Below are 25468 nucleotides of genomic sequence, written 5' to 3'. Positions count from 1 at the left end.
TTTTGCACACATTTCTTCATTGCTCTACTCTGTCCTATCATGTCGCAGAATATTCCTTCAGACTTTGATCTGAGGCAGAAAGAATCATATACAAAAGCAAAGCAAGCCACAGAGCGCAAGAATCACGATTATGCAGTGACTATCTTAAAACAGCTAGTTACAGAAGTGCCAGGTCACTTAGAAGCTCGTAGACTTTTACGGAGCAATGAAATTATTAAAGCGCGCTCGGCCTCTTCATTTGCCAAATCCATGGCTGGAGTCAAAGTCAGTGCAAAGGCCATGAAGGCCAAAGGAATGGTTAATAAAGAACCACTACAGGCACTATCAGCTATTGAAGATGCTCTTGAAATAGACCCTATCAACGAACAAGCCAACAATATTCTTGCAGACGCTGCCAAGGCTCTTGAATTTTATGATCTTGTCGCCTTTGCCTATGAGACAATCCGTGAAGGTAAGCCCGATGATATTCCCAACCTAAAGAAGTTAGCTCAGCATTACATGTCTCGCCGGGAACCCGATAAAGCTGTCAAGGTATACGACAAAATTGTGGCTTTAGCCCCTCAAGATGGTGAAGGGCAAAAAGGCCAGAAAGACGCTGCTGCCATGATGGCCCAACAAGGGGGCGCTTGGGAGGAAGATAAGAGTTTCCGTGCAGGCCTTAAAGATGCTAATGAAGCCAAACTACTAGAAGAGCAAGGTCGTTCAGCAACCTCTGAGGAAGGAATCAACCTACAAATTGAAAAGCTCTCCGAGCACTACCAACAAAATAATCAAGATATTAATATTGTAAAAAAGCTAGCCGCTTTATATGAGAAGAAAAAGGATTTAGTGACTGCTCTCCAGTGGTACCAGTATGCCTTCTCTCTAAGTAATAACTCCGACCCCGTTTTAGAAAAAAGCATCCATAAGATTCAATCTGCTCAATATGAAGAATCTATAAGGGGTTACGAAGAAGCTATTGCGGTAGCCGAAGGTGATACCAAAGCACAATACGAACAACAGTTGGCGGAAATCAAACAGCAATATGCTCAAATCAAACTCACAGCAGCTAAGTCACGGGTTGATAAATACCCTAACGACCTTGAATTCCGTTATGAATACGGACAAACACTCTATGAGGCAGGAGAACATAAAGCTGCTGTTCCAGAATTACAACTTGCCTTAAAGCAGCCTAAGATTCGTTACCAAGCCATGAATATGCTAGGCAACTGTTTTTGGCAGCGCCGTATGCTGGACTTTGCAGAAAAACAATTTGCTACGGCTGCCGACGAAATCGAAACAATGGATGATCTCAAAAAAGAGGTCATTTACAACCTAGGTTGCGTTCTAGAAGAGTCTGAAAAAAAAGATGAAGCTCTCGCCCAGTTCAAAATCATCTACGAAGTAGATTATCAATATCGAGATGTTGCAGAGCGCGTAGAATCATCCTACGAAAATTAGAGATACGCTAAGAGGATTCTAAATGTTTTCTTGTCCCTAGTCCTATGACTAAAGCAGAGATAACTCCGAGATAGCCTCCAACCAATACATCTGTAGGATGGTGCCTATCCAACATCATTCTTGACCAACCCACACTGCTTCCAGCTATAAGAATGGGAACAGCTGCAGAAGGATAAACGACTGCTAAGGCTGTCGTCGTACCCATTGCAGTTGCAGAATGACCAGAGGGAAAACCGTGATAATTTCCATCCATTCTTAATCCATACGCCCCGTCAGGTTTCTCTGCCGAAGGACGTGGTCTTCCTATTGTTAGTTTCAAACTATAGGTTAAGATACCAGCTATAGCCGCAGCTAATAAACAAGTCATTGCTCCACGCCTTAATTTTTCATTCTTAAATGCATAACCGCTTAAAAAAAGTACTGCAAAGACTATAACCGTACCTGTTGGAAAATCCCCCCAATAGCTAAGTTGCCTAGAAAGCTGATGAATAAAATCATTATCCACAGACTGCACTATCTCAAGCCAATGCGCGTCATGAGGTAGCATAAAGAACGTCATCACTATTATGAGGGATAGTGAACCCCAGATTACTTTCTGCCATTTCTTAAATTGACTCGCTCCAGCCTTTAGCGTCAGCTTGACATCTCTTCCCAATGTTTGAACGATTCTGATTAAAAGTTCCATTATACTCCCCTCTTTTTAGGCTCCCAAATAAACTTGTGCATTTGAAGCTGAAATCGAACCGGTAATTTATCTTCTACAATCCATTCCACGAGAGCTTGGGGCTCACATTTACCAAAGACTGCCGAAAAAAGCACTGTCCTCACTTTATCTTGTAATTCAAATTCTCGAACCTTTTGTCGACTCCACTCGTAATCATTTCGTGAAGCTATGACAAACTTGACTTCATCCTTCATTTTTAAACAAGAAATATTCTCATATCTATTGCGACCCTCCATTCCGCTATCTGGGCACTTTAAGTCCATAATACAATGAACACGTGAGTCTATTTGGCTAATATCGTGTGCGCCACTTGTCTCGATGAGCACATCAAAGCCCTCGTCGCATAAAACCTTCATCAAAGGAAGGACATTTTTCTGCAATAAAGGTTCCCCTCCGGTTATTTCTACTAAAGGAATTTGATGACTCCTAATTTCTTCGAGGATATTTTCAAGAAGACGCTTTTTACCCTCATAAAAGGCATACTCTGTATCACAATAGCTACAACGCAAATCACAGGCTGTTAAGCGGACAAACACGCACGGTAAACCCGCAAAAGTGCTTTCCCCTTGAACACTCACATAGACTTCATTTACTACTAGTGCCCTATCCTTCATGCTGAGAAAAGTTTATGCAAATCAGATACAATTGAAAACGGAATAACCGAAGAAGGTTCACCAAATCTCAATCAACACCTTTATCACCACCTCTAAGAACAAGTTCAATCAACCACGCTAAGAAATGAATCTCTAAAATACCACCTCTCAATTGATCATCCTCTATTTCTTCCAAATCTCTATCCATCTCATCTTGCCCTACACCTAATTCAGCTGCCCGGTATAGGCGATGGTCATTGAGAATAGTTAATACCCGATCAATCTCACCATCCTCGACCCTCCAAGTAATGATTTGTTGATCGGCACGTAATAAAGAAATCCAGCTTTTGAGTTTTAAAGAATTCTCACTTCGGTATATCTGAAAATCATCGCGAATCACATCAGCAAGATCATCCGAATCTTCTCTATCCTCTTTTTGAATATTTTTTGGGTACCAAACCTTCTGAACAGCATCACTAAGTTCATCTGGTGGAATACTATAATTGCTAAGAATGCGAGAGAAAATATCTTGCAGCAAAGTTGCCTCACCACGAAATAATATAATCTCTATGCCTCCCTCGATTCGATTGACTTGCATCGTTATGATTTCACTTTTTCAATCGTAGTTTTTAAACCAAAGTGGAGCAATTGCTGAGCATAATGCTCAGCTTTTTCTTTTGTTTCATTGGCCACACAACTTTTCCCTTCTTGATGAACTTCTAACATGTGTACTGTTGCTTTTTTATGGGAAAACCCCAAAACTTTCTGAAAAACATACACCACATAACTCATCAAGTTTACCGGGTCGTTCCACACAATCACATTCCACCCTCTTTCAAAAGCATCTTTAACCTTTTCTTTGCTTTTCGGGGAAACTGATGGAGCCTCTACCGCCATAGAGAATAATTAAGCTTAAAATTCTACTTTAGACACACTTTTTTTGAGTAGCATTTTACCCTAGGGAAATCTGGCAAGCTCTGGAAAAACTGAAAATAATAGCTGGTTGGATTAGCTGATAATAGTCTTATCTGGATCAAGCTCTGAATCGAGTTGTAAAGGTTCTGCACTTTCAGATTTTTCCGCTGCCTCTTTGAGATAGACGTTTAGGGTCTCAGCCCCTTGCTGAGCGTAGAACTTTACTAAACCTATATTTGTCTTCTCATCAAAAACGGTGATTAGTAAGCTTTCATAGTGCAAGGCCGAGATGAATATACTAACACCCTGTCCTTCATGATACAGTGCCGTAAATTCAGGTTCTCCTAGACGACGCGCTAACTCGTGCGTTGCTGCGAAAGATCCAGCGGCTAGGGCGCATAATATACTCAGATCAAGATCTCCAGTCTCACCGAATTGAGCAAATAGATTTCCACCCTTATCCACTAAAGCTGCCCAGAGCGACTCTGACTTTCCCAAGAATTCTTCAAGATGAGATTCTATTTTCAACTGATCTTCTTCTGATAACATACCGATCGAGGTCATCTAAATATCCCTTCTTAAAGTTAACCTTGAGATTGCTTGGGTGAAAGTTCCGCTACATTTGTGCTAGAACCTGCTGATTTTGAATATTTTGCTAATAACAACCTAGCCGTTCCATTTAAAGTCTCCAAAACACCGTAACCTTCTGTAGCAGATGATTCAAATGACAAGACTCGAGTAGCTCGATTATTGAAAGTATACTCTAAGTAATGAAGTGGCGCTGCATTAGGAAGATCTCGCTTGTTATACTGAAGGACATAAGGAATTTGCGCTAAACTTAAGTGGTTCTCGATAAGGTTCTCCTGCAGGTTGGCGAAGGATTCTACATTCTCTGCCATGCGGTCCCAATGTGAATCAACTACAAATACAATTCCATCCACACCCTTTAGAACCAATTGACGGGTCGTGTTATAGACAGGTTGACCTGGAACAGTGTAAAGCTGAAAACGCGTATTGAAACCAGGAAGTGTCTTCGTGCTCAGACTCAGAAAATCGAAAAATAGCGTTCTGTCTGCATCTGTCGATAAAGATACAAGCTCTCCTTTTTGAGTGCTTTCAATACGTTTGTGCAGATTGACTAGATTCGTCGTCTTCCCGCATAAAGCACAGCCATAGTAGACTATCTTTAATTGAATTTCCCGTTTCGAATAATTGATAAAAGCCATATGTTAACGCGAACCCTCTAAATGTTTATTATTATCTAATAACTCCTTCAATATAGACCTTATGATGTCCGAGTAAAGCGACGGCAATTGATTACTTTCGTGAACTGCAACAATCAACAAATCTCCACGAGAAAAAAGAAAATAACTGAGGCCCTCAGATGGTAAAAATAGCTCTTGAGCCTTTTGCAGACCAAAATTTGTCATCATATCCCTTGTGCTATCCAATAGCTTGGCAGCTATAGAGCCCAAAGACTTAGCAGAAGCTTCATCGGGATAGTCATAAACTGTAGGCGCAGAATTTTTACCAGATATCACACACCCTACCACACCTGGCCATGATCTTATGCAAGAGGCCAAATCCTGTAAGGAAATTCTTTTATAAGGATCTAAGCCCAACATTTCATTCACGGCAGATGATATAGTCAATTCTGGTAAAGATAGTCCTGTAATACCACAATAAAGGTCACGGGTCATGCCCGGAACTTCCATCAATTGAGATGGGTGCTTAAACCGATCATTCAACTCACGCCACGCAATGATCTTCTTAGCTATAGATTCTGAACATCCCTCGATCTCGGTTAAGTCATTGAGTGAACAATTATTCAAATCTAGTGAAGACCCCCTAGGAGTTGGTATTATGCTTGCTTCGGCAGTTTCGGTTTGCTGATGAGCCGTTTCTAGCAAGCTTGTTTGTGCAGGAATTTTGAAGCTAGAAGTCTTTCGAGAGATTGATTCAGTTGCAAACTTTGATTTTTCACCAATAGGAACTTTAGCTGTTTCTTCTTCAAGGGGATCAAAAGGCCTTTGATCTTTTTCATGTGATGCTGGAGGGACTAAAGGAGGCGGTTTAATGGAAGATAGATCTCCAAGGGTTTTTTCGGGTTCTTTAATTGGAGGAAGCTTTTTAGCCATAGCCTTGAAAGCGCTCACACTCTCTTCTGACTCTATAGGCTTCGAGCGTGAGGTTTGTGAGATAGCTTTCGTCACAGGACTTTCCTCTACAACCTTCTCTATGTCAATAGGCTTAGGCATAGGGACGACGGCAGGCGGATCTGCAGGTTCAGAACTCGAAACAGCTTCCTCGAGCTCGATTTTTTCTGCAGGTGTAACTGAGGGAAAAGATGAAAGCACCTCATCATCCTGAGAAGGCGTTACTGCTTCAGGAACTGCAATGGATTCGATTCCAGCAATTTCTTCACTGAGCTCTTGTCTGTCACCCTCTTCTTCAGAAACTTCAGGTTTCATGATCTCAGTGACATCTAATTTAGAGGTAGGCCTTTGAATAGGGATTTCTTGGCCAGAGGTACCAACCTCTTGTAATTCTTCTTCCATTCCTTCACTAGCACTTACTCCTGAAATTGAATCCTCTGGGATCTCCTCAGTAGTAGGGCTCCCAGGCATTTCAGGCACTGAAGGAGCTAGTTTTATAGCCTTGGTTTGTAATTCATCTACCTCAGGCTCCTGGACTTCATCTTGATCTGTTGATTCATCTGCTTGAGAGCTTTCATTCTCTTCACTTTGTAAAAAAGCTTTAAACTCATCTGATTTCGCAAAAGATAAATCTGGTTCAGATGGTCCCTCATTCACCTCTTCCTCTAGTTCTTCTTGCTTATCAGAAACACTAAATGCAGAGAGCGCCTCATCTGCCTCTTGCTCAAATTGATTATCGGAAGATAAATCAGAAGCAGCTCCTAATTCAATTTTCGTAGTCTTATCTTCCACATCTAGTTTGGGAATATCAAATGAGGTTAATCCTGTGGCTACTACAGCAGGCTCAGGTTCAGAGGCTGCAGCGGTTTCTTCAGCGCCTGTTAAGTCTTCCGAATCTGGAATCAAGCTGGACTCCAGGCTTGGCACGTCCTCATCTAACACTGCGTCAGGATTTGAAAGATCTTGAGTCTCATCAATTCCTTTCTCTTCTACTGCCTCTTTAGGTTCATCTAAAACCCCCTCCGGTATTCGTTGAGTAGGCGAATCTTGGATACCGTCTAGCTCTTCTACCTGACCCGCTGCTTTAGCAGCAGCTCGCTCTTCCGCCATCTGACGCAACTTCTCTTCCGAAAAGGGATCCTCCATAGAAGATACTGAGGGGTCCACCATTTTTTGGTCAGCACGCAGAGATAAATACTGAGGAGGAACCCTCATAACAACCTCAGATAGCGGCAAACTAATCATTTCCTCCGCTACCTCTCCCATCTGTTCGGTCGCAACAAGGATGTTGGGTGGCATTCCCTCGGAAATTTCACGATGTGTAAACTCTATCTTGCCCGAGGGCATCATGGGTATAATGCTTTGAAGAGGTAACTTTAAATTGTAATTAGCAGCTTCGCTAGATAGAAGACTGTTTACATCACTAGTCAAGACGCTCTGAGAGATAAGTGGCAACACCACAGCTAATGGCAGCTCAACCGTACCCATGGAGTTAAGATCTACATTTTGTGTCCTAGCTAACCCAGCATCCGATGAAACAATAGGAGTATGTGCGGCAGCTGCTTCACTTGAGCTAGCACCTGGGACTGATATGCGCTGCGTAATTCTCTTCTTGCCCGATGGAAATGGAGGCTTTGCCGGGGCTAGCCCTTGTGGAAGTGGAGCGGGTTGTACTTTAGGTGGAACCTTAAAATTTGCTCCAGGGGCCGGACCACTCACGTTGGTCGCAGCAGGAGGAGGTTTTAGTTCAGGAGGTTTAATTGGTTTTACCCCAGAGGAAGGATTTTGCCCTTCTTCTTTCTTTTTGGCGAAAAGGTTGAAGAATTTGGAAGCCATGTTATTACGTTAGTTTTCCCATAAAATTCTTTAATGTAAAGTTTACTTTCTCTTTTTAGCATCTACTGCTACAAACCTAGCAGGTATAAAAAATAGTTGATGATCTCTATGATGTTGAAATACATTAAGTTTACTAATCACTCTAATCTCGAGTTTTATACATAGAACGGTGAATTTAGCTGAATTGTTACATCTATGCTCCCTTTCTAGCAGAACAGGTAAAGTAAATTTTACTTCTACTGAAAAGAAAGGCGAGATCTATCTCGAAGAGGGTGAACCATGCTATGCTCAATATGAGCAACTGCAGGGAGACAATGCTTTACTTAAAATGCTCACCCGAAAACAAGCAGATACCGTTTTTATACCTGAACTTTATCCACCAGAAAAAAATGTCACTTTAAAAACAGAAGCCGCACTGCTTGAAGCAGCTCGCTTGTCTGATGAAATGCTCATTACCAGTCAGCTATCCTTAAAAACCTCCTCGCAGCCAAAAGAAAAGCCTAGGCCTGCCATTGCTAACCTCTATTTATTACCAGATTCTACAGGCTGGACCTACCCCATCCTCGAAGGCCAGCAGCTATACATTGGCCGAGACCCAAAAAACGAAATTTGCATCGAGCATGAAACCATTTCTAATAGGCACTGCCAGCTCAAAAACCAATCCAATAGCGTCGTGCTTACGGACTCAGAGTCTCTCAATGGAACCTTTGTAAATGGAAAGCGCATTAAAATGGTTGTTCTTAGCAATCACGACCTGATTCAACTCGGTGACGCCACCTTCCGTATAGAAATGAAGTAGCCAATCATTTTTGCCTTCCTATTTTATTTCATCACACCATTGTTCACTCGTGCCTATGAAAAACTCTGACCTCAAAACTGCAATCGACAAAATCCATTCAGCCAACTCTGTTATCCTTTTGAGCCACGTTCGCCCAGATGGTGATGCTTATGGTAGTGAGCTTGCTTTAGGCCTTTCCTTAAAAGAATTCGGGAAGAAGATCTACTTCTTCAATCAAGATGGACTAAGCACCCTCTTTACCTTTCTCCCTGGAGCTGATGAACTAACTCCAACCCCAAAAAAAATGCCTGCTGCAGACCTTATTATCTCATTAGACACCTCCACAGAAAATCGTTTAGGTGAACACTTCACCGGATGGTCTCGTCCTGTCGATATCAACATAGATCATCATGTCAGCAACACCCTTTATGCTAAAATCAATGTCATAGACAGTAATCAACCTGCTACCGCTTCAATTATTCAAAAGCTTATCGAAGAATCTGATCTGCCCATGACCCCACAAATCGCTTCCAACCTATTTGTTGGACTGACAACTGACACGGGATCCTTTAGATATCGAGGAACTACTCAAGAAACATTCCTAATGGCTGGCAAGCTTGTAGAAGCTGGAGCAGATCCAGCCTACCTAGCTAAGGAGTGCTATCAGTCTTTCTCTCCCAGTCGTTTTAAACTTAACCAAATGGCTATGCAAAACCTTCAATTTGAAAAAGAAGATACTTTTGCTTGGTTCGAACTGCACCCTGACATGTTTGAAAAAGTTGGTGCCCTACCGGAAGACACCGAAGGCATTGTCGAAAGTACCCAAGCCGTTAAAACTGTAGAAATTTCTGCATTATTCGAATACCGCGGTAAGGATGCTCTCAAAATAAGTCTACGTTCTAAGGGAAAATTCAACGTCAGCGAAATAGCTAAAAATTTTGGCGGTGGCGGCCACCCAGGTGCAGCAGGAATAAATTTTTCGGAAGATGCGGCCCAATATCAACAAAAGGTGCTGGATCATATTCGAGAACTTCTCTAGTATACTTTCCCTTAATATAAGGATAACCACACATGACTGATTTAGACGGACTGTTATTAGTAGACAAACCCCCACAAATGACATCGCACGACATAGTTGCCTATGTTCGCAAAGCCTTTGGTATAAAAAAAGTGGGCCATTGTGGAACTCTCGACCCTATGGCCACAGGACTTCTCATGCTTGTCCTAGGTAAAGCGACCAAGGTTCAAGACCTTCTCATGTCAGAAGACAAATTCTACGCTGGAAGCATGATGCTGGGGAAAGTAACCGACTCACAAGACGCCGAAGGCGAAGTTCTTGTTTCGAACAAAGTTCCTGAATTTTCCCAGGACACTATCGAGGAGGCCTTTGACCAGTTCAAAGGGGACTTCTACCAGACACCACCTATGGTTTCGGCTGTCAAAAAAGATGGGGTCCCTCTATACAGACTTGCCCGTCAAGGAAAAACCGTTGCTCGCGACCCTCGCTTGGTTCACGTCTACAAATACAGCATTCTCAATGTCAACTTGCCCCAGATCGACTTTGAACTTCATTGTAGCAAGGGCTTTTATGTCCGCACCTACTGTCACGACATTGGAGAAAAACTACAATGTGGAGCCCATCTATGTGCTCTTAAGCGTATCAAATCTGGCAACTTCTCCACCGAGATGGATAAAACGACAAATTGGAATACACTTCAAGAAAACAAAGGAGATAAAGGCTTTCTCTCTGAAAAGCTATTTACTTTACCTGAAATATCCAACATACGTCGCCAATAAATAGTAGAGCCGTCAGTGGCCAATTTATGCGAATCTACCAACATTTTAATCAAGCCAAACAAGACAAGTCTATTCAAAGAGTCGCTATTGGTTTCTTCGACGGGTTACACCTCGGCCATGCAGAGGTAATTCTAGGAGCCGACACTTCTCTGGTTCCTCGCACCTGCGTCATCACATTTCAGCAACACCCTTTCTCGGTTCTCTTTCCTCAAAAGGCTCCTTTACTTATCACCAGTCTTGAACACAAATTTTACCTACTCAAAAAATGGGATGTAGGCACAGTATTAAATCTACAATTTGATGATGCTCAATCTAAACAATCAGCGCCTGATTTCCTAAATCAACTTAAAGAAAACTTCCCCTCCTTAACACATATCTCAGTTGGACCCAATTTTCGTTTTGGCTATAAACGCCTGGGCACACTTGAGCATTTACAAGCATGGTGTACGCGAGAGAACGTCGCTTTAAAAGTGCCTCAACCTGTAACGATAGGTGGCGAGATTATTAGCAGCAGCCGTATTCGCCAAGCTCTTCAACAAGATGACTTACAAGGAGCTAAAAGTTTACTAGGCCACCCATACAGCCTTTTCGGTACAGTCATCACAGGTGAAAAATTAGGTCGAACACTGGGCTGGCCGACAGCTAACTTAAACACCCACGTAACCCCTATTTGTTCAACAGGAGTCTATGCTGGCCTGGCTATACTAGAAAATGGCCAAGCTTACAAAGCAGCCATCAATATAGGCCATCGACCCACTGTTTCTCGAGACAGAGATATTCATACCGAAGCCCACTTGTTGGAATTCAATGAAACAATTTACGATCAAAATCTTGAAATCGAGCTACATCATAAAATACGAGATGAAGTAAAATTCGACTCCTTGGAAGCTTTGAAAAAACAAGTTGAACAAGATATTGCGAAAGTTAGAGGGCTTGAGACGTTAAATATTAAGTAAGATATTTACTACTACACTCGGTTTCATTACTAAAAACCTCAACCAACCTATGCTCAGTAACATAATCCTTGGATTAAATCCCAAATCAAAAAATCAATCCAAGGGAATCGAAAGAAACCAGTCATGAAGAAAAAAACATTCTTAATCACCGGAGCAAGTAAAGGAATTGGCCTCTCTGCAGCAAAAATACTTGTCAAGCAAGGACACTCTATTATCGGTCTTGCACGTTCCCAGCCCTCATTAGATTTAAAAGGAGAGTTCATTGCTATCGATCTACTTAATCATCACAAACTAAAGGATGTCTTAAAAGATGTGACATCTAGACACCATCTAGATGGAGTCTTTAATAACGTCGGACTTGTGCACCCTGCTCCACTGGAAGAAATAACCGAACAACAATTGAATTCTTGCTATCATATGAATGTGAATGTTGCGGTTCAATGTGTTCAAGCTGCTCTGCCTCACATGAAAGGACAACATTTTGGTCGCGTTGTCAATACGGCTAGCCTAACTGTCGCAGGTGCACCTTATAGAAGTAGCTATGCTGCTGCTAAATCTGCCCTAGTAAGTATGACTCGAACTTGGGCTCTGGAATTAGCGTCTCACCAGATTACCGTCAATGCTATTTCTCCCGGTCCTATCGAAACCGAACTCTTTAACACAAACAATCCTCCAGGCTCAGAAAGTAGAGAAAGATATATCAAGAATATCCCTATTGGAAGAACAGGCAAAGCAGAAGAAGTCGGAGAGCTTGTTGCCTTTCTCATGTCTGATCAGGCAAGCTTTATCACAGGTCAAAATATTTTTATTGATGGCGGTTCTAGTGTAGGAAAATCACTTAACTAGATTTTTCTGCCGGATTGATCCCCTGGTATCTACACAGATCTCTAGCCACTTTTACTGCTGAAACCGGAGATTAACAAATAGATAGGGCACTGTTTCCTATTTACTCAAAGATGCTCTAGCATTCCTTTGCAAGTTTCTGCGACCCATCATATAGCTCAAGGCTTTATCCATGGATCACTGGCCTTTTTTCTTCCAGAGATCATTCCCATACAAAGTAACATTTTCTTTAAGATCCTTGATAATCGTAAATAAATAAACCGGATGATCAACTAGATCTTGATATTTAGTTACCTTCACTTGATCCACAACCTTGAATCCATACCGAGCGTACATTCTTGGACCCCTTCTATTCTCAAAACTCACAACCTGACCATAGACTTTTTCCTCACCGTATTCTGATAGTCTCTGCAAAAACATATCAAACATGGTCCGAGTCTGGCTTACACTTCTATGCTCCGCTAAGAAATTAAAGTGCACATGGGCCATGTCCTTTGGGGTAAGAGGCGTTTCTTTTCTACCATTCCATAGCATCCACCTTAGATATTTCCTGGTAGCAGACTTATATTTGAAAAAGAAATTGCCTAGCACTTTCGGAAATAATCGAAGATAGAGCTGCATCTCATAAGCTTTCTGTAAAGAGGGAAATCTTGAACCCATAACATATCCCTTGATTTGCCCATCTTCTAAAACGACCACTGTGAGATCTGGCTCAACATCCGTATAATAAGAAGTAAGAAAATCAGCAAAGACTTCACGATCTTCGAAGACCGTATCAATAGACTTACCAAGATAGCCTGTTGCACAGCAGACAGCTCTAACCCCATCTCGATCGCTTGATTCATAAAAACGAATCTCGATCTTCTTATTTTGCTTTGTCTTCTCAGTCATGATGAATCAACCACCGTAGCGAATATTATTGCGTTTATCTTCAATGGCTTGCCGGTAAATATCCCAAATGGTGTTGCAGACATCCTTCCAAGAAAAGCGTTCTCTCACCCTAACACTAGCTTGCTTACCGATTTTTTTTAAATCCTGAAAGCTATAAACGGCAATGGCGTCGGCAAGCGCCCTCGGGGTGTTTTCTTTAGCCCAGTGCTCTATGCCAGCAAAGATGTTGGCATCCATATACGTCCCGCGAATTCCAATAACGGGGGTCGCACAGGCTTGACTTTCCAACGTCACCAAACCAAACGTTTCACATACTCCTGGATGTACAAAGATATCTGCTGCACGATAATAGTCCGCCAAGACTTCTGTATGATTACAAAAGCGGATCCAGCTCACAGCAGAGGTTTCTTCTTGCAACTCCTCGATTAGATGCCGTTGAGCCCCATCTCCAATAACCATTAAATGAAAATGTCTAGGTTGGTGATCATGTAATAAACGAAAGGCATCTACCAAGGTTCGGGTATTCTTATCTCCGGATAACCTTCCGACATATAGTAACAATTTCGCGTCCTTCTCCATATCCTTAGGGCGCAGAGAAGTTTTGCAGCGCCCAGGTTTAAACACCTCTGTATCCACTCCCAAATGAACATACTGAGCACTCGATACACCCCAATCTTGTAACAGATCTACCAGAAAGCGCGAAGGCACTAAGGTACGATCAAAATGATTATAAAGACGTTCAATATAATCTTGGGCATAAGCTAGCCCAACATCTCGAAACCACTGGCCGCAGTATTTTAAAACCGTCCGCATATAGGCCTCGGGAAAGTGCGAATGATAAAAACCAACCACAGGAATCTCCATTTCATCCCCTACTCCCACTAATTGCCATCCTAAATGGTAGGGGTCTCCAGATTCAATTACATCTGGTTTTTGTTCGCGGATCATCTCCATGGCCAGCCCAAGATTAATTAATACACGATATCGTGCATTGCGATCCCCTATCCTGTAGGACTTGATAGTGCAGGTGGTGAGTCTACCCTCTTGAATCACTTCAGTGCGCTCGCCTGGAATGACCAGCAAATGCTCATCCTCCGTATGCTCCAAGACATATTTTCGCTTTTCTGTAATATACCGCTTAACACCGCCGCCTACAGCAGAATAGAATTGAGTCGCATCGCAAACTTTCATGTAAACATTTCAGAGGTTACCAGAGGCGACCTAAAAAGAAGGGATGAAGCATGGCATTTGTTTTGAGCCATGCAAGCTAGAACAGAGAACGTGCTTTAGACTACTTGTTCTTCTATGTCTTCTAACGAAGGGATAACCGATTGGATTTGCGACTCGTCTAGTCGTCTAGCACCCTCTAACAGAAGCTCTTGCCAAGGTCTATTGATCGTCTGAACAACCAATGGATGTTCTTCTATAAAGTGAAATTCACAACGTCCCCACTGAAGCATTTCATATAAGGCTTTTTCAGCAGCATATTTCTCATCTTCTGCATGAATAAGGAGTCCTACGTTTAGATAGATATATCCCATTTCCCCTGTTTTCAGATACTCCACTTCAATTTTACCGGTCCATTGGCTAAGACAAAGCATTTGAACCAGATCCGCTAGCTTAAGAGTGGATAGATAACCCAACGACTTGGGCTTTTGCGCCTCTGAAGAAATTTCCTCGGCGGAATTGATGAACTGAGCTCTTGCCTTAATATCATTCAGCTTAGCTACCACGGATGCTTTCACTTGCTCCACTTCATATGGTTTTTCTATGAAAAGCACATCCGCATCCTGCCAATCGATCGCCTGCATGATCACGCTATCAGGACCCCCAAGCACCAGCATGGATCCTACCTTGTTGGCGTATACTAGCTTGGTTAAATAAAGGAAAAAATAAGGTCCCGGACTATCCCCATCAAATACAATCAGATCATACATCTTAATGGGCTCGTTTTCTAATACGCCGATAGAAGTAACCGAGATTTCTGGAATGGATTCTACTGCTAACTCCAACCACTCAAAATCATCTCTAGGCCAAAAGGCAGTTGCAATATCCATGCTAGGTTTAGTGAGCATAGTTTATGCCCAATATTGTCTATACGGTATAATAACTGCTAAATGCAACGTCTAAGCCATAACTAATACATTTTGTTCTTTGAGATATGGTAATGTCTTAGCCTAATGTAAAAATTGGAACAACGTGGATAGATAAGTACAATGTTTGCTGGCTCATTTAACCAGATGCACTTCGGAGAAGTGGCGCGGTTGCTTAGCTCATCTAAGCAATCAGGTGTATTGATTATTATCGATCAAGAAACCAATCATCTTTTAGCCTCTGTATACTTTCATGGTGGACAATTAGTTCATGCCACCGCTGATCAACAATCCGGATTAGATGCGCTAAATCAGATCTGCCATATGGGCCAAGCAAGCTTTTCATTCGAAAATGATGTGTCCCCTCCAGAACAAAGCCTCATCACGTACCCAACAGAAAGGCTTCTCGAGAAGGTCCACAAAGAAGTCATCGTAAATGGCGCTTTTCAGGCAGCTCTTCCTCTTCCTGCCGATATTCCAGTTTATCAACCTGGGAAAAGTATGATGGGCCTACAAGCTAGTCCAGACGAACTCGCTCTGCTGATTCAATGCAAAGGCCAAAGTACCATCAATCAGATAGCTGCTCAGATGAACCTCAACGTTGAAGATGTCTGTCGCACACTAGGCAAGTTCCAGCATGTAGGCATGATCAAAACAGGGGAAAATCATACGACAGAATCCGTTGAAGCCGCTCAAGATATTTCCGAATCAGACCCTTCTGCTCCAAATCAACTCCCTCAAGCGACTCAGTCAACAACCAACCAACCTGCCCGCTATTGGCGAGGCAAAAGAATTTCTTAGCTGTAATTTAGAATGGGCATACCAATTGCTGAAACCGAAAAAAATTTATGAAATCAAATCTAACTTATTTCATTGCCATAGCCGTATTGATTGCCTTACCCCTAGCTACCCATATTAGCTATGCTCAAGAAATTCCCCAAGCAACACGCGTCATGCAAGCCGAGGAAGCCATTAAGGCCCAAAAGGAAACTCAGGATCTTCAGGCAAAAAACCAGGCTCAGGACGCTCAATTAATCAACATCCAAAGCGAAATTCAAAAAATACAGCGTGACTATATCGAGCTACAAAAAAGCTTACAAGATAGCGGTGTCAACCCATCTCTAAAGAACGACCTTAAGAAAATTAAAGATATCGATTCTTTATCTAAAAAACTTTCCAACATCCAAAAGGAAAATGCCAGGCTCAAAGACCAATTGGAGGTAGTGGCAGAAGATAACAAAAAACAAAACATTGAATCCAAAGCGAAAGCCGAGGGCGGTTGGCTAGGTGCAAGCTGGGTATGGGTTCTCATAGCAGGTTTCATGGTCATGCTGATGCAAGCTGGTTTTGCTCTTGTGGAAACCGGCTTTACCCGAGCTAAAAATGCAGCTCACACCATGATGATGAATTTGCTGGATTATGGAATCGGTATGCTTGTGTTTTGGGCCTTTGGTTTTGCCATCATGTTCGGTGGAGCTAGTAACATCGACTCCATTGCTCTAGGCGAAGAAATTAATAGCAGCGTTGAATTTTCTATTGGTGGTCAGACATATTCTATCCTCGGAAATGCCGGTTATTTTCTTGCTGGATCTAATGTTTATACCGGAGGCGTATTCACCCTATTCCTATTCCAAATGGTTTTCGCAGCTACTGCCAATACCATATGCACCGGCACTTTGACAGAGCGCTGGAAAATTCAAGCATTCTGTCTTACCTCGGTTATCGTAACAGGCTTTATCTACCCGATTTTTGGCCACTGGGTTTGGGGAGGTGGATGGCTTAGCACCCTCGGCTACGTTGACTTTGCCGGCTCAACTGTCGTGCATATGACTGGTGGCGTGATTGCTCTTGTCGGTGCATATGTTGTTGGTCCACGTGTCGGTAAGTTCAACAAGGATGGATCTTCTAATCCAATTCCCGGACACAACATACCTATGGCATTCCTGGGAACCTTCTTATTGGCTTTTGGCTGGTTTGGCTTCAATGCCGGATCATCACTAGACGGCACAGATATGCATATCGGTATCATAGCAACCAATACAGCACTAGCCTCTGCTGCCGGAATGATTATTGCCACCCTAACAAGTAAATTTAAATTTGGCATGCCCGATCCTTCTTTCGCTTGTAACGGTCTACTAGCAGGCCTAGTAGGGATCACCGCGCCTTGTGCCTATGTCGACGCTTGGGCCGCAGTCTTCATTGGGGCGGTCGCTGGAGTTATTGTCGTATTTAGTGCTATCTTCATTGAAGAAGTTCTGAAGTTAGATGATCCCGTAGGTGCAATTTCCGTTCATGGCACCTGCGGTGCATGGGGAGGCTTAGCCCTTGGCCTATTTGCCAACGGCTCCAATGGTGTGACAGGCCTCTTTTTTGGAGACCCCAATCAATTGTTCATACAAATCATTGGCATTATCGTCTGTCTCATATTTGTTGGACTCAGCGGATATGCCGCTTTCTGGACCGTTGAAAGAATAGTTGGAAACAGAGCAAGTGACCAACAGCAAAAAGAAGGTTTAGACTTAGCGGAAATGGGAATAGAAGCCTACAGCATAGAATCGGAGAATAATCAGTTGCTCAATACAGTTGCCACTACCCAACAAGAAGAGGCTATGACCTAGCCAGTGTATTCTTAACACAAATAGACCAAATATAGCTCAAAACATCAAAAGCCGGCATCCTTGGTGCATGCGGCGCAACTACTCAGGTTTTACCTAAGACATAATTGATAAGTCCACCTACGGTTCTGTGCGATTCCACATTATGCCTTAGCTTGGAGTTTCTATTTATTTTGTAGCGGTTGTTTCTACCCTCCCTATGCCTAGTTAGGACTCCAGCCACCTCCAAATCCGCCACAATCCTCTGAACAGCCCTTTCCGTTATTCCAACCTTGGTCGAAACATCTCGTAGGGTTAGCTCAGAGTCCTGCGCTAAACAGATAAGAACATGCGTGTGGTTAGTTAGATATGTCCAGTTTGCTGCTGGACCCCCATTTTTCATACTTTTTTTTGCGTTCATATTTGACACTTCTTTAGACACGAAATATATTACGTATATTATTATACGCGTTTCGAATTACACGAAATAATATACATTTTTAATATAAGAAATCAACAATCGAAAAAAATTTACATAAAAAAATTAAAACTATGGACATAAAAGAATTACAAAAGCATATCAGAGATCTAGCCGGAATTGAAGAAACAAAACAACCGATGGTAAGTTGCTACCTCAATCTCGAAAATGGAAAATCAGGTTGCCTTAGAAATTTTCTATCCCGCGTTGAGATTCTCCGAAAAGGACTAGAACGCCAACTGCAGCCAGGTTTTAATAAAGCGATAGGAAGCATCGATGAGTATCTAAATAGAGAATTAGAGGATAGCACCAAGGGTGCCGCCATATTTAGTCGCTATGGTAAAAAGCCTTATTTCTTACCTATGCAATTTCGCGTCCCTGTGAGGAATGAAGTCATTGTAGACGGATTGCCCAGTGTTTATGGACTAGTCGAGCTTAAAGATGTCTTTCACCAGTTCATCATCGTCGTATCTAACGAATCCCATGGAAAAATTTTGGAAGTTAACCTTGGTGAAGTCACAGAGGCTATTTTTACCGAGAAGCCAGAACTACGCAAAAGAGTCGGAAGAGAATGGACCAAAGAACACTACCAAAATCACCGACGAGATAGGGGAGAACGTTTTGTAAAAGAAAAAATAAAAATCCTCGAGCAACTTATTCAAAGCAAGGGGTATAGCCATCTGATTTTAGCGGGTAAGCCTCATCTTACTTCGAGACTGAAGAAAAGCTTACCTAAACACCTCCTAGATAAACTCATAGATACAGAAGTTCACACAAATACCAGTGATCTCGGAGAAGTCATTAACGCCTCGCTTAAAGCTTTCATCGACGAGGAGCAGAAAGAGTCTGAAGATATGCTGCAAAAGCTAAAACATTCGATTGCTACTGACGGCCTCGCCTTGCTCGGACCTGCTGCAACTCTTGATGCCTTGCAGATGGGACAGGTGGACGCTCTCATTATGAGTAAGGATTTTGATCACAAATGGATTCGTGAAGAGCTAGTGAGAACTGCTGTAGAACAAGGCATACACATCGAAACTGTGCCGGATGACCCTATGTTAAAAACAGTCAATGGTGTTGCATGCCTACTGAGATATAAATTACCTGGCGAGCACTCGCTGTAATCAGATTACCATATGCTGGGAGAATTAAAGAAATTGCATAGCCTAGTTTACGTGTCTATGGTTTGCCACATGGGCATCGTAACATGGGCATGACAGAGAAACAATTTTTGGAGTTACACGAGGGATGGATCGACAAAGAACATGACCACCTCCAAGGAAATTTAGACTTAAATAAGCCCAGGTATCAAAGCCGCTACAGTTGCGAGGCATTACTCACCAGGCCCGGCGACAGGCACCTTGAAAAACATAAGATAGCCTCAAAAGTAATGGGCTGCCCGGCAAAAAATACCATGTCGATTCTCGCGCGAGGAGGCAACATCTCCTCTATTCAAAAGGACTCCAGCCTTGCTTTAATGATATTCATGGAAAAAAGGACTAGAAAAGCTTCCCTCTGGGAACTCTTCGCAATCCAATGACTACGTGTTATCTATGGATCTTTTCGCCCAACTTGTATTGATTTTTGCTGCGGCAGTTTTAGCTCCCCTGCTTTTTCGTTTCTTCAGCTTGGAAAAAGGCTGGCTTCTAGCACTGGCCCCCCTTGCTGTATGCATAAGCCTACTGCTTGAGGTCCCCGAGGTCATGGATAAAGGCTACGTAAATCTTACCCATGAATGGGTGCCAAGCTTGCAAATCGCCATAGATTTGCGGTTAGATGGTCTTTCACTTCTGATGGGGCTGCTCATCACAGGTATCGGAACACTTATTCTCCTGTATGCTAACGATTACCTCAAGGGACACCCCAAGCTGCTTCACTTTTACAGCTATATCCTGCTTTTTATGGGCTCTATGCTTGGATTGGTTTTTTCCAATCATTTGATCGTTCTTTTTATATTTTGGGAGCTCACCAGTATCAGTTCTTATTTGCTCATCGGTTTTAATCATCAGGATGCGGATTCTCGCAAAAAGGCACTCCAAGCGCTACTTGTCACAGGCTTTGGGGGCGTCGCCATGCTGGCTGGCTTTATTCTTTTAGGTAAATCTGCTAACACCTATCTCATCAGCGACCTAGAGCAGATGGGAGCACACGCATTGTATCTGCCAATTATCATTCTAGTGCTATTAGGTGCCTTTACTAAATCTGCACAATTCCCTTTTCATTTCTGGCTGCCAAATGCTATGGCAGCGCCAACACCAGTCAGCGCCTATCTACACTCGGCTACTATGGTCAAAGCCGGAGTTTATCTTATGGCCAGATTGACTCCTTCCCTAGGGAATACTGATTACTGGAATAACACGCTCATTTTATTTGGAAGTGTCACTATGCTAGTAGGTGCTTTCAAAGGACTTTTTCAAACAGATTTAAAGAAGATATTGGCCTACACCACCCTAAGCGTTTTGGGCGTCCTGACCATGCTATTGGGTATCGGTACTGAACTGGCTTTACAAGCCGCAGTTATTTTTCTTCTAGGACACGCTCTTTACAAGGCGGCTCTCTTTATGGTGGCGGGTTCTATAGACCATGAATGTGGGACCCGCGAAGTTACTATACTTGGTAACCTTAGAAAGCTCATGCCTATCACAGCCTTAGCTGCAGGCCTGGCAGCATTATCAAAGGCGGGGGTTCCACTTTTCTTTGGTTTCATAGGTAAAGAATATCTTTATAAAGCCACATTGGATTATGATGCATTTACCCTCTTCTCAATAGCTATCATCTTAGCAGCTTTTATTACCAATGCCCTCCTTCTTGCTCTTGCATTTAAGGCAGGCATCCATCCCTTTTGGCACAAAACCAACCAAACTACTCCGAAGAAAGCACATGAAGCTCCTGCCTTCATGTGGCTAGGTCCCCTAAGTCTAGGACTCCTAGGCCTAGGCATTGGCATCTTGCCAGGTTACCTGGAGCGACCTCTGATTGAACCTGCCGTTTCATCCATTTATGGCCAAGCCCTTGATCTAAAGGTTGCGCTATGGCACGGCTTTAATTTGCCCCTTTTGTTGAGTGCACTGACCATAGCATGTGGTATCACCGTCTATACATTTCGACAGAAAATCTGGCAAAAAGTCTCCGAATCCAAAGATAAATCTAAAGACCGAGCCGAGGGAATTTATGAAGCAATTGTTGCGAGCATTCTAAAATTGGCTAGCTGGCAAACCAATGTGCTACAAAGCGGTTACTTAAGAAATTACTTCCTGATCATTATTGGAAGCTCAGGAGTCCTCTTATTCATCAAGCTGGTCTATCTTGGTGGACTCCCTTCTCAATTATCTTTTTCAGATGTTCATGCAATGGAGTGGGGATTAGCCATTGTCATGATCTTTGCAACTTTGCTAGCGGCAACCACCAACTCCCGACTAACCTCTCTTCTATCCCTCGGGATCGTGGGTTTCGGCATTGCACTTGTCTTTATGCTATACGGAGCAGCTGACCTAGCCGTTACACAGATTCTAGTGGAGACCCTAACGGTTGTCCTATTTATGTTGGTAGTCTACAAGCTTCCAAGATTTAAATATTATTCGAGCAAACGTGAACGTCTATGCGACGCTTTATTTTCTATCTCTATCGGTGGCTTATTCACTGCATTAGTCCTCAAAGCGCAAAATATTCAAATTGCTCCACCCATATCAGATCGACTTGCCGAATGGAGCTACTCCTTAGCCAAAGGTAAAAATGTGGTAAATGTTATTCTTGTTGATTTCCGAGCTCTAGACACACTTGGCGAAATCACCGTCATTGCCATCGCTGCGCTAGGCGTAGTTGCGCTACTCGGAACGATTTTTAAACAGAAAAAGGAGAACCCTTAATCATGCCTTCAGTCCTTTTAAGCATTGCCAGTAGAATCCTTCTTTGGCCATTTGTTGTTTTATCAATCACTGTATTGTATAGAGGCCATAACCTACCCGGTGGAGGTTTTATCGGAGGACTCATAGCCGCATTTCCTTTTATTCTCATCATGCTTGCGGATGGAGTAAAGGAAGCCTCACGGCGGCTAGTTATTTCTCCCATCACACTATTGTGCTGGGGTCTGAGTATAGCAGTGTTGTCAGGACTTCTTGCTTCCTTTGCCAGCGACTCCTTTATGACCGGATTGTGGTTACCTGGTTTTACACTTCCTATCTTGGGGAAAGTTCATCTCGGAACACCTTTGCTATTCGATGTTGGGGTTTACTTAACGGTCGTCGGTTTCACCCTAGCTGTTATCTTTAAATTTGAGGATCTTGAATAATGGAAACCCTGCTTGCATTTATTATCGGCATAATTATGGCTGCTGGTATCTATTGCTTACTAAGAAGGAGTATCGTAAGACTTGCCATTGGTATTATCCTCATTAGCCAGGCTGCCAATCTTATTATCTTCAGCTCTGCTGGCTTGGATAGAGGCAAGCCTCCTATCATCTCTGCGGAAGAAACGGCTTTAGAAACTGCTTATGCAGATCCACTGCCCCAAGCTCTAGTCTTAACCGCTATTGTCATAGGTTTTGGTTTCATATCATTTGTTCTTGCCCTTATCTACAGAACAAATGCGCTGCTAGGGCATGATGACATCAACAACTTTAACCAGACGGATAAGGCTTCGTGAATAGCATTATTCTGCCCATCCTTATCCCTTTAGTTGTTGCCGTAGGATGTCTCTTTGCACGGTCTTCCTTAAAAATCCAAAAACTTATTTCCCTGATAGGAGCAAGCATCACCTTTGTTCTCTCCTGTTGGATTCTCCAGCATGTTTATCAACATGGCATCACCGTATTGGAAATCGGAAGCTGGAAAGGACCCTTCGGTATTGTATTAGTTGCCGATCTCTTCAGCGCGATTATGCTGGTGATATCTAATCTCATTAGCCTCGCTGTCTTAGTCTATTCACTCACAGATGTACCCAAAGAAATTCAGCAACGCTTCTATTTCCCTCTCTATCAATTTTTAATGGTCGGAGTCAATGGTTCATTCCTAACAGGAGACCTATTCAATCTTTATGTTTGGTTTGAGGTCATGCTACTTTCTTCTTTTGTTTTATTAGCGCTGGGACAAAAGCCAAGTCAGCTAGAGGGTTCTATCAAATACGTTTCCCTCAATTTATTTGCTTCCATCCTTTTCCTAAGTGGCCTTGGCATTCTTTATGGAAAGCTAGGCACTTTAAATATGGCAGATATTGCTTACAAACTCTCAAATGAATCGGATTCCATGTTCATTAACAGCTCTGCCATTCTTTTCCTTGCCGCCTTTGGCATAAAAGCCGCCGTCTTTCCATTCTTCTTCTGGCTACCTGCATCTTACCACACACCTGCTGTTGCCATTTCTGCAGTTTTTGCCGGACTGCTCACAAAGGTTGGCGTTTACGCGTTGATCCGAAGCTTCACTTTATTCTTCGTTCAAGACATTTCCTTCACACATAACCTACTGCTTCTCATTGCCGCAGCGACTATGATCACGGGCGTGCTGGGCGCAGCCACTCAATTTGAAATGCGCAAGATTCTCTCATTTCATATCGTCAGCCAGATTGGCTACATGATTCTCGGGCTAGCCTTGCTAACCCCACTTGCCTTGGCTGGAGCCATCTTTTATCTTGTGCACCATATCGTAGTAAAAACGAATTTATTCTTAATCAGTGGGATCGTTATTCACAAAAAAGGGACAGACCAACTTAAAAAAATAGGTGGTCTTTACCAGTCGGCCCCCTTCCTTAGCTTGCTTTTTTTTATCCCGGCCTTCTCTCTTGGAGGAATCCCCCCCCTATCCGGCTTCTGGGCTAAATTCTCTGTATTAAAAGCAGGCTTAGAAATAGAAGCTTATGCCATGGTAGCAGTCGCTCTAATCGTTGGCATACTCACCCTCTATTCTATGACAAAAATTTGGGCCGAAGCCTTTTGGAAATCTGACCCTGTAACTACCTCGGCTGAAGAGCACCCCGACTCTAAACCTCAGAAGTATCTGCTCTTTTCTTACAGCCCAGTCATCGCTCTTGCGCTCATAACACTTGTTATAGGTTTCTACACTGAACCTTTCTTTTCACTCGCCCAGATGACGGCGGAACAGCTTCTTGACTCCAATGAATATATCAATTCTGTCTTAGGAAAGGAACTCCCATGAGAATCTTAAAGTTTATTCATTTTTTCTTTTTTTACCTTTATGAAATCATTCTTTGTAATCTCAAGGTGGCTTATGACGTGCTAACTCCCAAACATTACATGAAACCTGGCTTTATTGCCGTCGAGCTAGATGATATGTCAGACTTACAAATCTCTATCCTTGCTAATCTACTTACCATGACTCCAGGAACGTTGAGCTTAGATGTCTGTTCCAACAAAAAATCCCTCTACATCCATGCCATGTATATCGATGACCAAGAAAAACTTCTTACCGAAATCAAAGAGAATTATATAAAGCGCATCAAGGAGGTGTTCCCATGATTTCCCAAGAACTGGTTCATCCATGGGCATTGAATACAGGATATGTCTTTATAGGAATGGCCATATTACTATCTACCTGGCGGCTGTTTCGAGGACCAAGTGTTTTTGATCGCATCATCGCATTGGATCTCATCGCTGCACTCGTGCTCTGCATTGCTGGACTAGTCGTACTAGAAACTGGCCGCACCCTTTTCCTTGATGTGGCTATGGTGGTGGCTGTAGCTACCTTCCTTGGCACCATAGCTTTTGCAAAACACCTTGAACAAGAAGGAAACCTAGAATGATCTGGCTACTTTCTCTTCTCCTAGTCATAGGATCAAGCTTTGCCCTGATCGCATCGATCGGCTTGATCAAGATGCCTGACCTCTACACCCGCATGCATGCCGCCACTAAAGCGGGTGCTTTTGGTGGTGGCATCATCCTGCTAACCTGTGCCCTAGCCAGTCCTAACTACTGGGTTTGGCTTAAAGTTGTAGTAATCATCTTATTCTTTTTTATGACGGCTCCCATAGCTGCACACATGGTCGGGCGTGCTGCTTATCTCAATAAAATACCTTTTTCTAAGAGAACCATCATTGACCATTTGGAGGGCAAGTACAGCACAAGAAAAAGTGGGGCCAAGAGTCATAAGGAAGCCAAAACCTCGGAGAATTAAAAGCCAAGCTACCATATAAAATACTTGCTTATCGCCTCTGCCATACGTAGATAGTTCGGTATTCCGTGCACCAAGATGATCTAAAGAGACTTAAGAAGACGACTGGCATAGCGCCGTGGCGCTTGAAGCTCTCCAGCTGGATTGAGAGCACGCTTATTCAAATCGCTATTTCCATACTCATCATCATCAACGCTGTTGTCTTGGGACTTGAGACCTCTGAAACTCTCATGAAAGAGTACGGAACTCTTCTGAT

Annotated in this window: 29 protein-coding genes; 18 read left to right on the top strand and 11 right to left on the bottom strand. The window is 42.8% G+C overall.

Annotated elements, in window-relative coordinates; all coding sequences use genetic code 11:
• Positions 1-39: 39 nt before the first annotated feature.
• On the top strand, positions 40-1440 hold the full coding sequence (locus AAGA18_07025) for a hypothetical protein (protein ID MEM9445089.1): 1401 nt from the start codon (positions 40-42) through the stop codon (positions 1438-1440).
• 7 nt (positions 1441-1447) lie between these two features.
• On the opposite strand, the gene AAGA18_07020 is transcribed toward AAGA18_07025, so the two are convergent.
• The 7 genes from AAGA18_07020 to AAGA18_06990 all read right to left on the bottom strand — a co-directional run bounded on the left by AAGA18_07020 (position 1448) and on the right by AAGA18_06990 (position 7664).
• The gene (locus AAGA18_07020) at positions 1448-2125 is read right to left on the bottom strand and encodes a phosphatase PAP2 family protein (GenBank protein ID MEM9445088.1); all 678 of its coding nucleotides are present in this window, start codon (positions 2123-2125) and stop codon (positions 1448-1450) included.
• Complete coding sequence (locus AAGA18_07015; protein MEM9445087.1) at positions 2125-2778, bottom strand: radical SAM protein; 654 nt, start codon at positions 2776-2778, stop codon at positions 2125-2127. Before AAGA18_07015 ends, AAGA18_07020 begins: the two co-directional genes overlap by 1 nt.
• Positions 2779-2845: 67 nt before the next feature.
• Positions 2846-3355: a hypothetical protein gene (locus AAGA18_07010; GenBank protein ID MEM9445086.1), complete on the bottom strand. Its 510-nt coding sequence runs from the start codon at positions 3353-3355 to the stop codon at positions 2846-2848.
• Between the two features lie 2 nt (positions 3356-3357).
• The gene (clpS, locus tag AAGA18_07005; GenBank protein ID MEM9445085.1) at positions 3358-3654 is read right to left on the bottom strand and encodes an ATP-dependent Clp protease adapter ClpS; all 297 of its coding nucleotides are present in this window, start codon (positions 3652-3654) and stop codon (positions 3358-3360) included.
• 111 nt (positions 3655-3765) lie between these two features.
• Positions 3766-4236, bottom strand: coding sequence for a roadblock/LC7 domain-containing protein (locus AAGA18_07000; protein MEM9445084.1), 471 nt, complete (start codon positions 4234-4236; stop codon positions 3766-3768).
• 20 nt (positions 4237-4256) lie between these two features.
• Entirely contained in the window at positions 4257-4898 is a 642-nt protein-coding gene (locus AAGA18_06995; protein ID MEM9445083.1) for a GTPase domain-containing protein, read from the bottom strand.
• 3 nt (positions 4899-4901) lie between these two features.
• Complete coding sequence (locus AAGA18_06990) at positions 4902-7664, bottom strand: helix-hairpin-helix domain-containing protein (GenBank protein ID MEM9445082.1); 2763 nt, start codon at positions 7662-7664, stop codon at positions 4902-4904.
• 169 nt (positions 7665-7833) lie between these two features.
• Here AAGA18_06990 and AAGA18_06985 point away from each other — a divergent pair, with 169 nt between their 5' ends.
• From AAGA18_06985 to AAGA18_06965, 5 genes are all read left to right on the top strand, one after another.
• Positions 7834-8463 carry an FHA domain-containing protein gene (locus tag AAGA18_06985; protein MEM9445081.1) on the top strand — a complete coding sequence of 210 codons (630 nt, stop codon included), beginning with the start codon at positions 7834-7836 and terminating at the stop codon, positions 8461-8463.
• A 55-nt stretch (positions 8464-8518) separates the two neighbouring features.
• Positions 8519-9481, top strand: coding sequence for a bifunctional oligoribonuclease/PAP phosphatase NrnA (locus AAGA18_06980; GenBank protein MEM9445080.1), 963 nt, complete (start codon positions 8519-8521; stop codon positions 9479-9481).
• A 32-nt stretch (positions 9482-9513) separates the two neighbouring features.
• On the top strand, positions 9514-10239 hold the full coding sequence (gene truB, locus AAGA18_06975; protein ID MEM9445079.1) for a tRNA pseudouridine(55) synthase TruB: 726 nt from the start codon (positions 9514-9516) through the stop codon (positions 10237-10239).
• A 26-nt stretch (positions 10240-10265) separates the two neighbouring features.
• Positions 10266-11195 (top strand): bifunctional riboflavin kinase/FAD synthetase, encoded by a 930-nt coding sequence (locus AAGA18_06970; protein ID MEM9445078.1) that lies wholly within the window; start codon positions 10266-10268, stop codon positions 11193-11195.
• Positions 11196-11318: 123 nt separating this feature from the next.
• A complete protein-coding gene (locus AAGA18_06965; GenBank protein MEM9445077.1) occupies positions 11319-12041 on the top strand; it encodes an SDR family oxidoreductase in 723 nt (240 codons plus the stop codon).
• A 174-nt stretch (positions 12042-12215) separates the two neighbouring features.
• Here the strand turns inward: AAGA18_06965 and AAGA18_06960 are convergent, their stop codons facing one another.
• From AAGA18_06960 to AAGA18_06950, 3 genes are all read right to left on the bottom strand, one after another.
• Positions 12216-12929, bottom strand: coding sequence for a GNAT family acetyltransferase (locus tag AAGA18_06960; protein ID MEM9445076.1), 714 nt, complete (start codon positions 12927-12929; stop codon positions 12216-12218).
• A 6-nt stretch (positions 12930-12935) separates the two neighbouring features.
• The gene (locus AAGA18_06955) at positions 12936-14120 is read right to left on the bottom strand and encodes a glycosyltransferase (GenBank protein ID MEM9445075.1); all 1185 of its coding nucleotides are present in this window, start codon (positions 14118-14120) and stop codon (positions 12936-12938) included.
• Positions 14121-14215: 95 nt separating this feature from the next.
• A complete protein-coding gene (locus AAGA18_06950) occupies positions 14216-15004 on the bottom strand; it encodes a DUF4388 domain-containing protein (GenBank protein MEM9445074.1) in 789 nt (262 codons plus the stop codon).
• A 141-nt stretch (positions 15005-15145) separates the two neighbouring features.
• Between AAGA18_06950 and AAGA18_06945 the strand changes: the two genes are divergently transcribed.
• Together AAGA18_06945 and amt are read left to right on the top strand one after the other, a co-directional pair.
• Positions 15146-15823: a DUF4388 domain-containing protein gene (locus tag AAGA18_06945; GenBank protein MEM9445073.1), complete on the top strand. Its 678-nt coding sequence runs from the start codon at positions 15146-15148 to the stop codon at positions 15821-15823.
• Positions 15824-15870: 47 nt separating this feature from the next.
• Positions 15871-17640 carry an ammonium transporter gene (amt, locus tag AAGA18_06940; protein MEM9445072.1) on the top strand — a complete coding sequence of 590 codons (1770 nt, stop codon included), beginning with the start codon at positions 15871-15873 and terminating at the stop codon, positions 17638-17640.
• A gap of 82 nt (positions 17641-17722) precedes the next feature.
• On the opposite strand, the gene AAGA18_06935 is transcribed toward amt, so the two are convergent.
• On the bottom strand, positions 17723-18037 hold the full coding sequence (locus tag AAGA18_06935; protein MEM9445071.1) for a winged helix-turn-helix domain-containing protein: 315 nt from the start codon (positions 18035-18037) through the stop codon (positions 17723-17725).
• A gap of 131 nt (positions 18038-18168) precedes the next feature.
• On the opposite strand from AAGA18_06935, the gene AAGA18_06930 reads away from it, so the two are divergent.
• The 10 genes from AAGA18_06930 to AAGA18_06885 all read left to right on the top strand — a co-directional run.
• On the top strand, positions 18169-19218 hold the full coding sequence (locus tag AAGA18_06930; GenBank protein ID MEM9445070.1) for a hypothetical protein: 1050 nt from the start codon (positions 18169-18171) through the stop codon (positions 19216-19218).
• Between the two features lie 89 nt (positions 19219-19307).
• Positions 19308-19634: a hypothetical protein gene (locus AAGA18_06925; GenBank protein MEM9445069.1), complete on the top strand. Its 327-nt coding sequence runs from the start codon at positions 19308-19310 to the stop codon at positions 19632-19634.
• A 13-nt stretch (positions 19635-19647) separates the two neighbouring features.
• Complete coding sequence (locus tag AAGA18_06920; GenBank protein ID MEM9445068.1) at positions 19648-21960, top strand: putative monovalent cation/H+ antiporter subunit A; 2313 nt, start codon at positions 19648-19650, stop codon at positions 21958-21960.
• 2 nt (positions 21961-21962) lie between these two features.
• Positions 21963-22382 (top strand): MnhB domain-containing protein, encoded by a 420-nt coding sequence (locus tag AAGA18_06915; protein ID MEM9445067.1) that lies wholly within the window; start codon positions 21963-21965, stop codon positions 22380-22382.
• Positions 22382-22735: a Na+/H+ antiporter subunit C gene (locus AAGA18_06910; GenBank protein MEM9445066.1), complete on the top strand. Its 354-nt coding sequence runs from the start codon at positions 22382-22384 to the stop codon at positions 22733-22735. The genes AAGA18_06915 and AAGA18_06910 overlap by 1 nt, the downstream gene beginning before the upstream one ends.
• The gene (locus AAGA18_06905; protein ID MEM9445065.1) at positions 22732-24240 is read left to right on the top strand and encodes a Na+/H+ antiporter subunit D; all 1509 of its coding nucleotides are present in this window, start codon (positions 22732-22734) and stop codon (positions 24238-24240) included. Before AAGA18_06910 ends, AAGA18_06905 begins: the two co-directional genes overlap by 4 nt.
• Positions 24237-24560 carry a Na+/H+ antiporter subunit E gene (locus tag AAGA18_06900; protein MEM9445064.1) on the top strand — a complete coding sequence of 108 codons (324 nt, stop codon included), beginning with the start codon at positions 24237-24239 and terminating at the stop codon, positions 24558-24560. Before AAGA18_06905 ends, AAGA18_06900 begins: the two co-directional genes overlap by 4 nt.
• On the top strand, positions 24557-24844 hold the full coding sequence (locus AAGA18_06895; protein MEM9445063.1) for a monovalent cation/H+ antiporter complex subunit F: 288 nt from the start codon (positions 24557-24559) through the stop codon (positions 24842-24844). Before AAGA18_06900 ends, AAGA18_06895 begins: the two co-directional genes overlap by 4 nt.
• Positions 24841-25215: a monovalent cation/H(+) antiporter subunit G gene (gene mnhG, locus AAGA18_06890; GenBank protein ID MEM9445062.1), complete on the top strand. Its 375-nt coding sequence runs from the start codon at positions 24841-24843 to the stop codon at positions 25213-25215. Before AAGA18_06895 ends, mnhG begins: the two co-directional genes overlap by 4 nt.
• A 65-nt stretch (positions 25216-25280) precedes the next feature.
• A partial coding sequence (locus AAGA18_06885) for a hypothetical protein (GenBank protein ID MEM9445061.1) occupies positions 25281-25468 on the top strand: 188 nt, incomplete at its 3' end.

The sequence above is a fragment of the Verrucomicrobiota bacterium genome (assembly GCA_039192515.1).
Classification (GTDB): Bacteria; Verrucomicrobiota; Verrucomicrobiia; order Methylacidiphilales; family JBCCWR01; genus JBCCWR01.
This window is presented reverse-complemented; position numbering and strand designations above follow the sequence as displayed.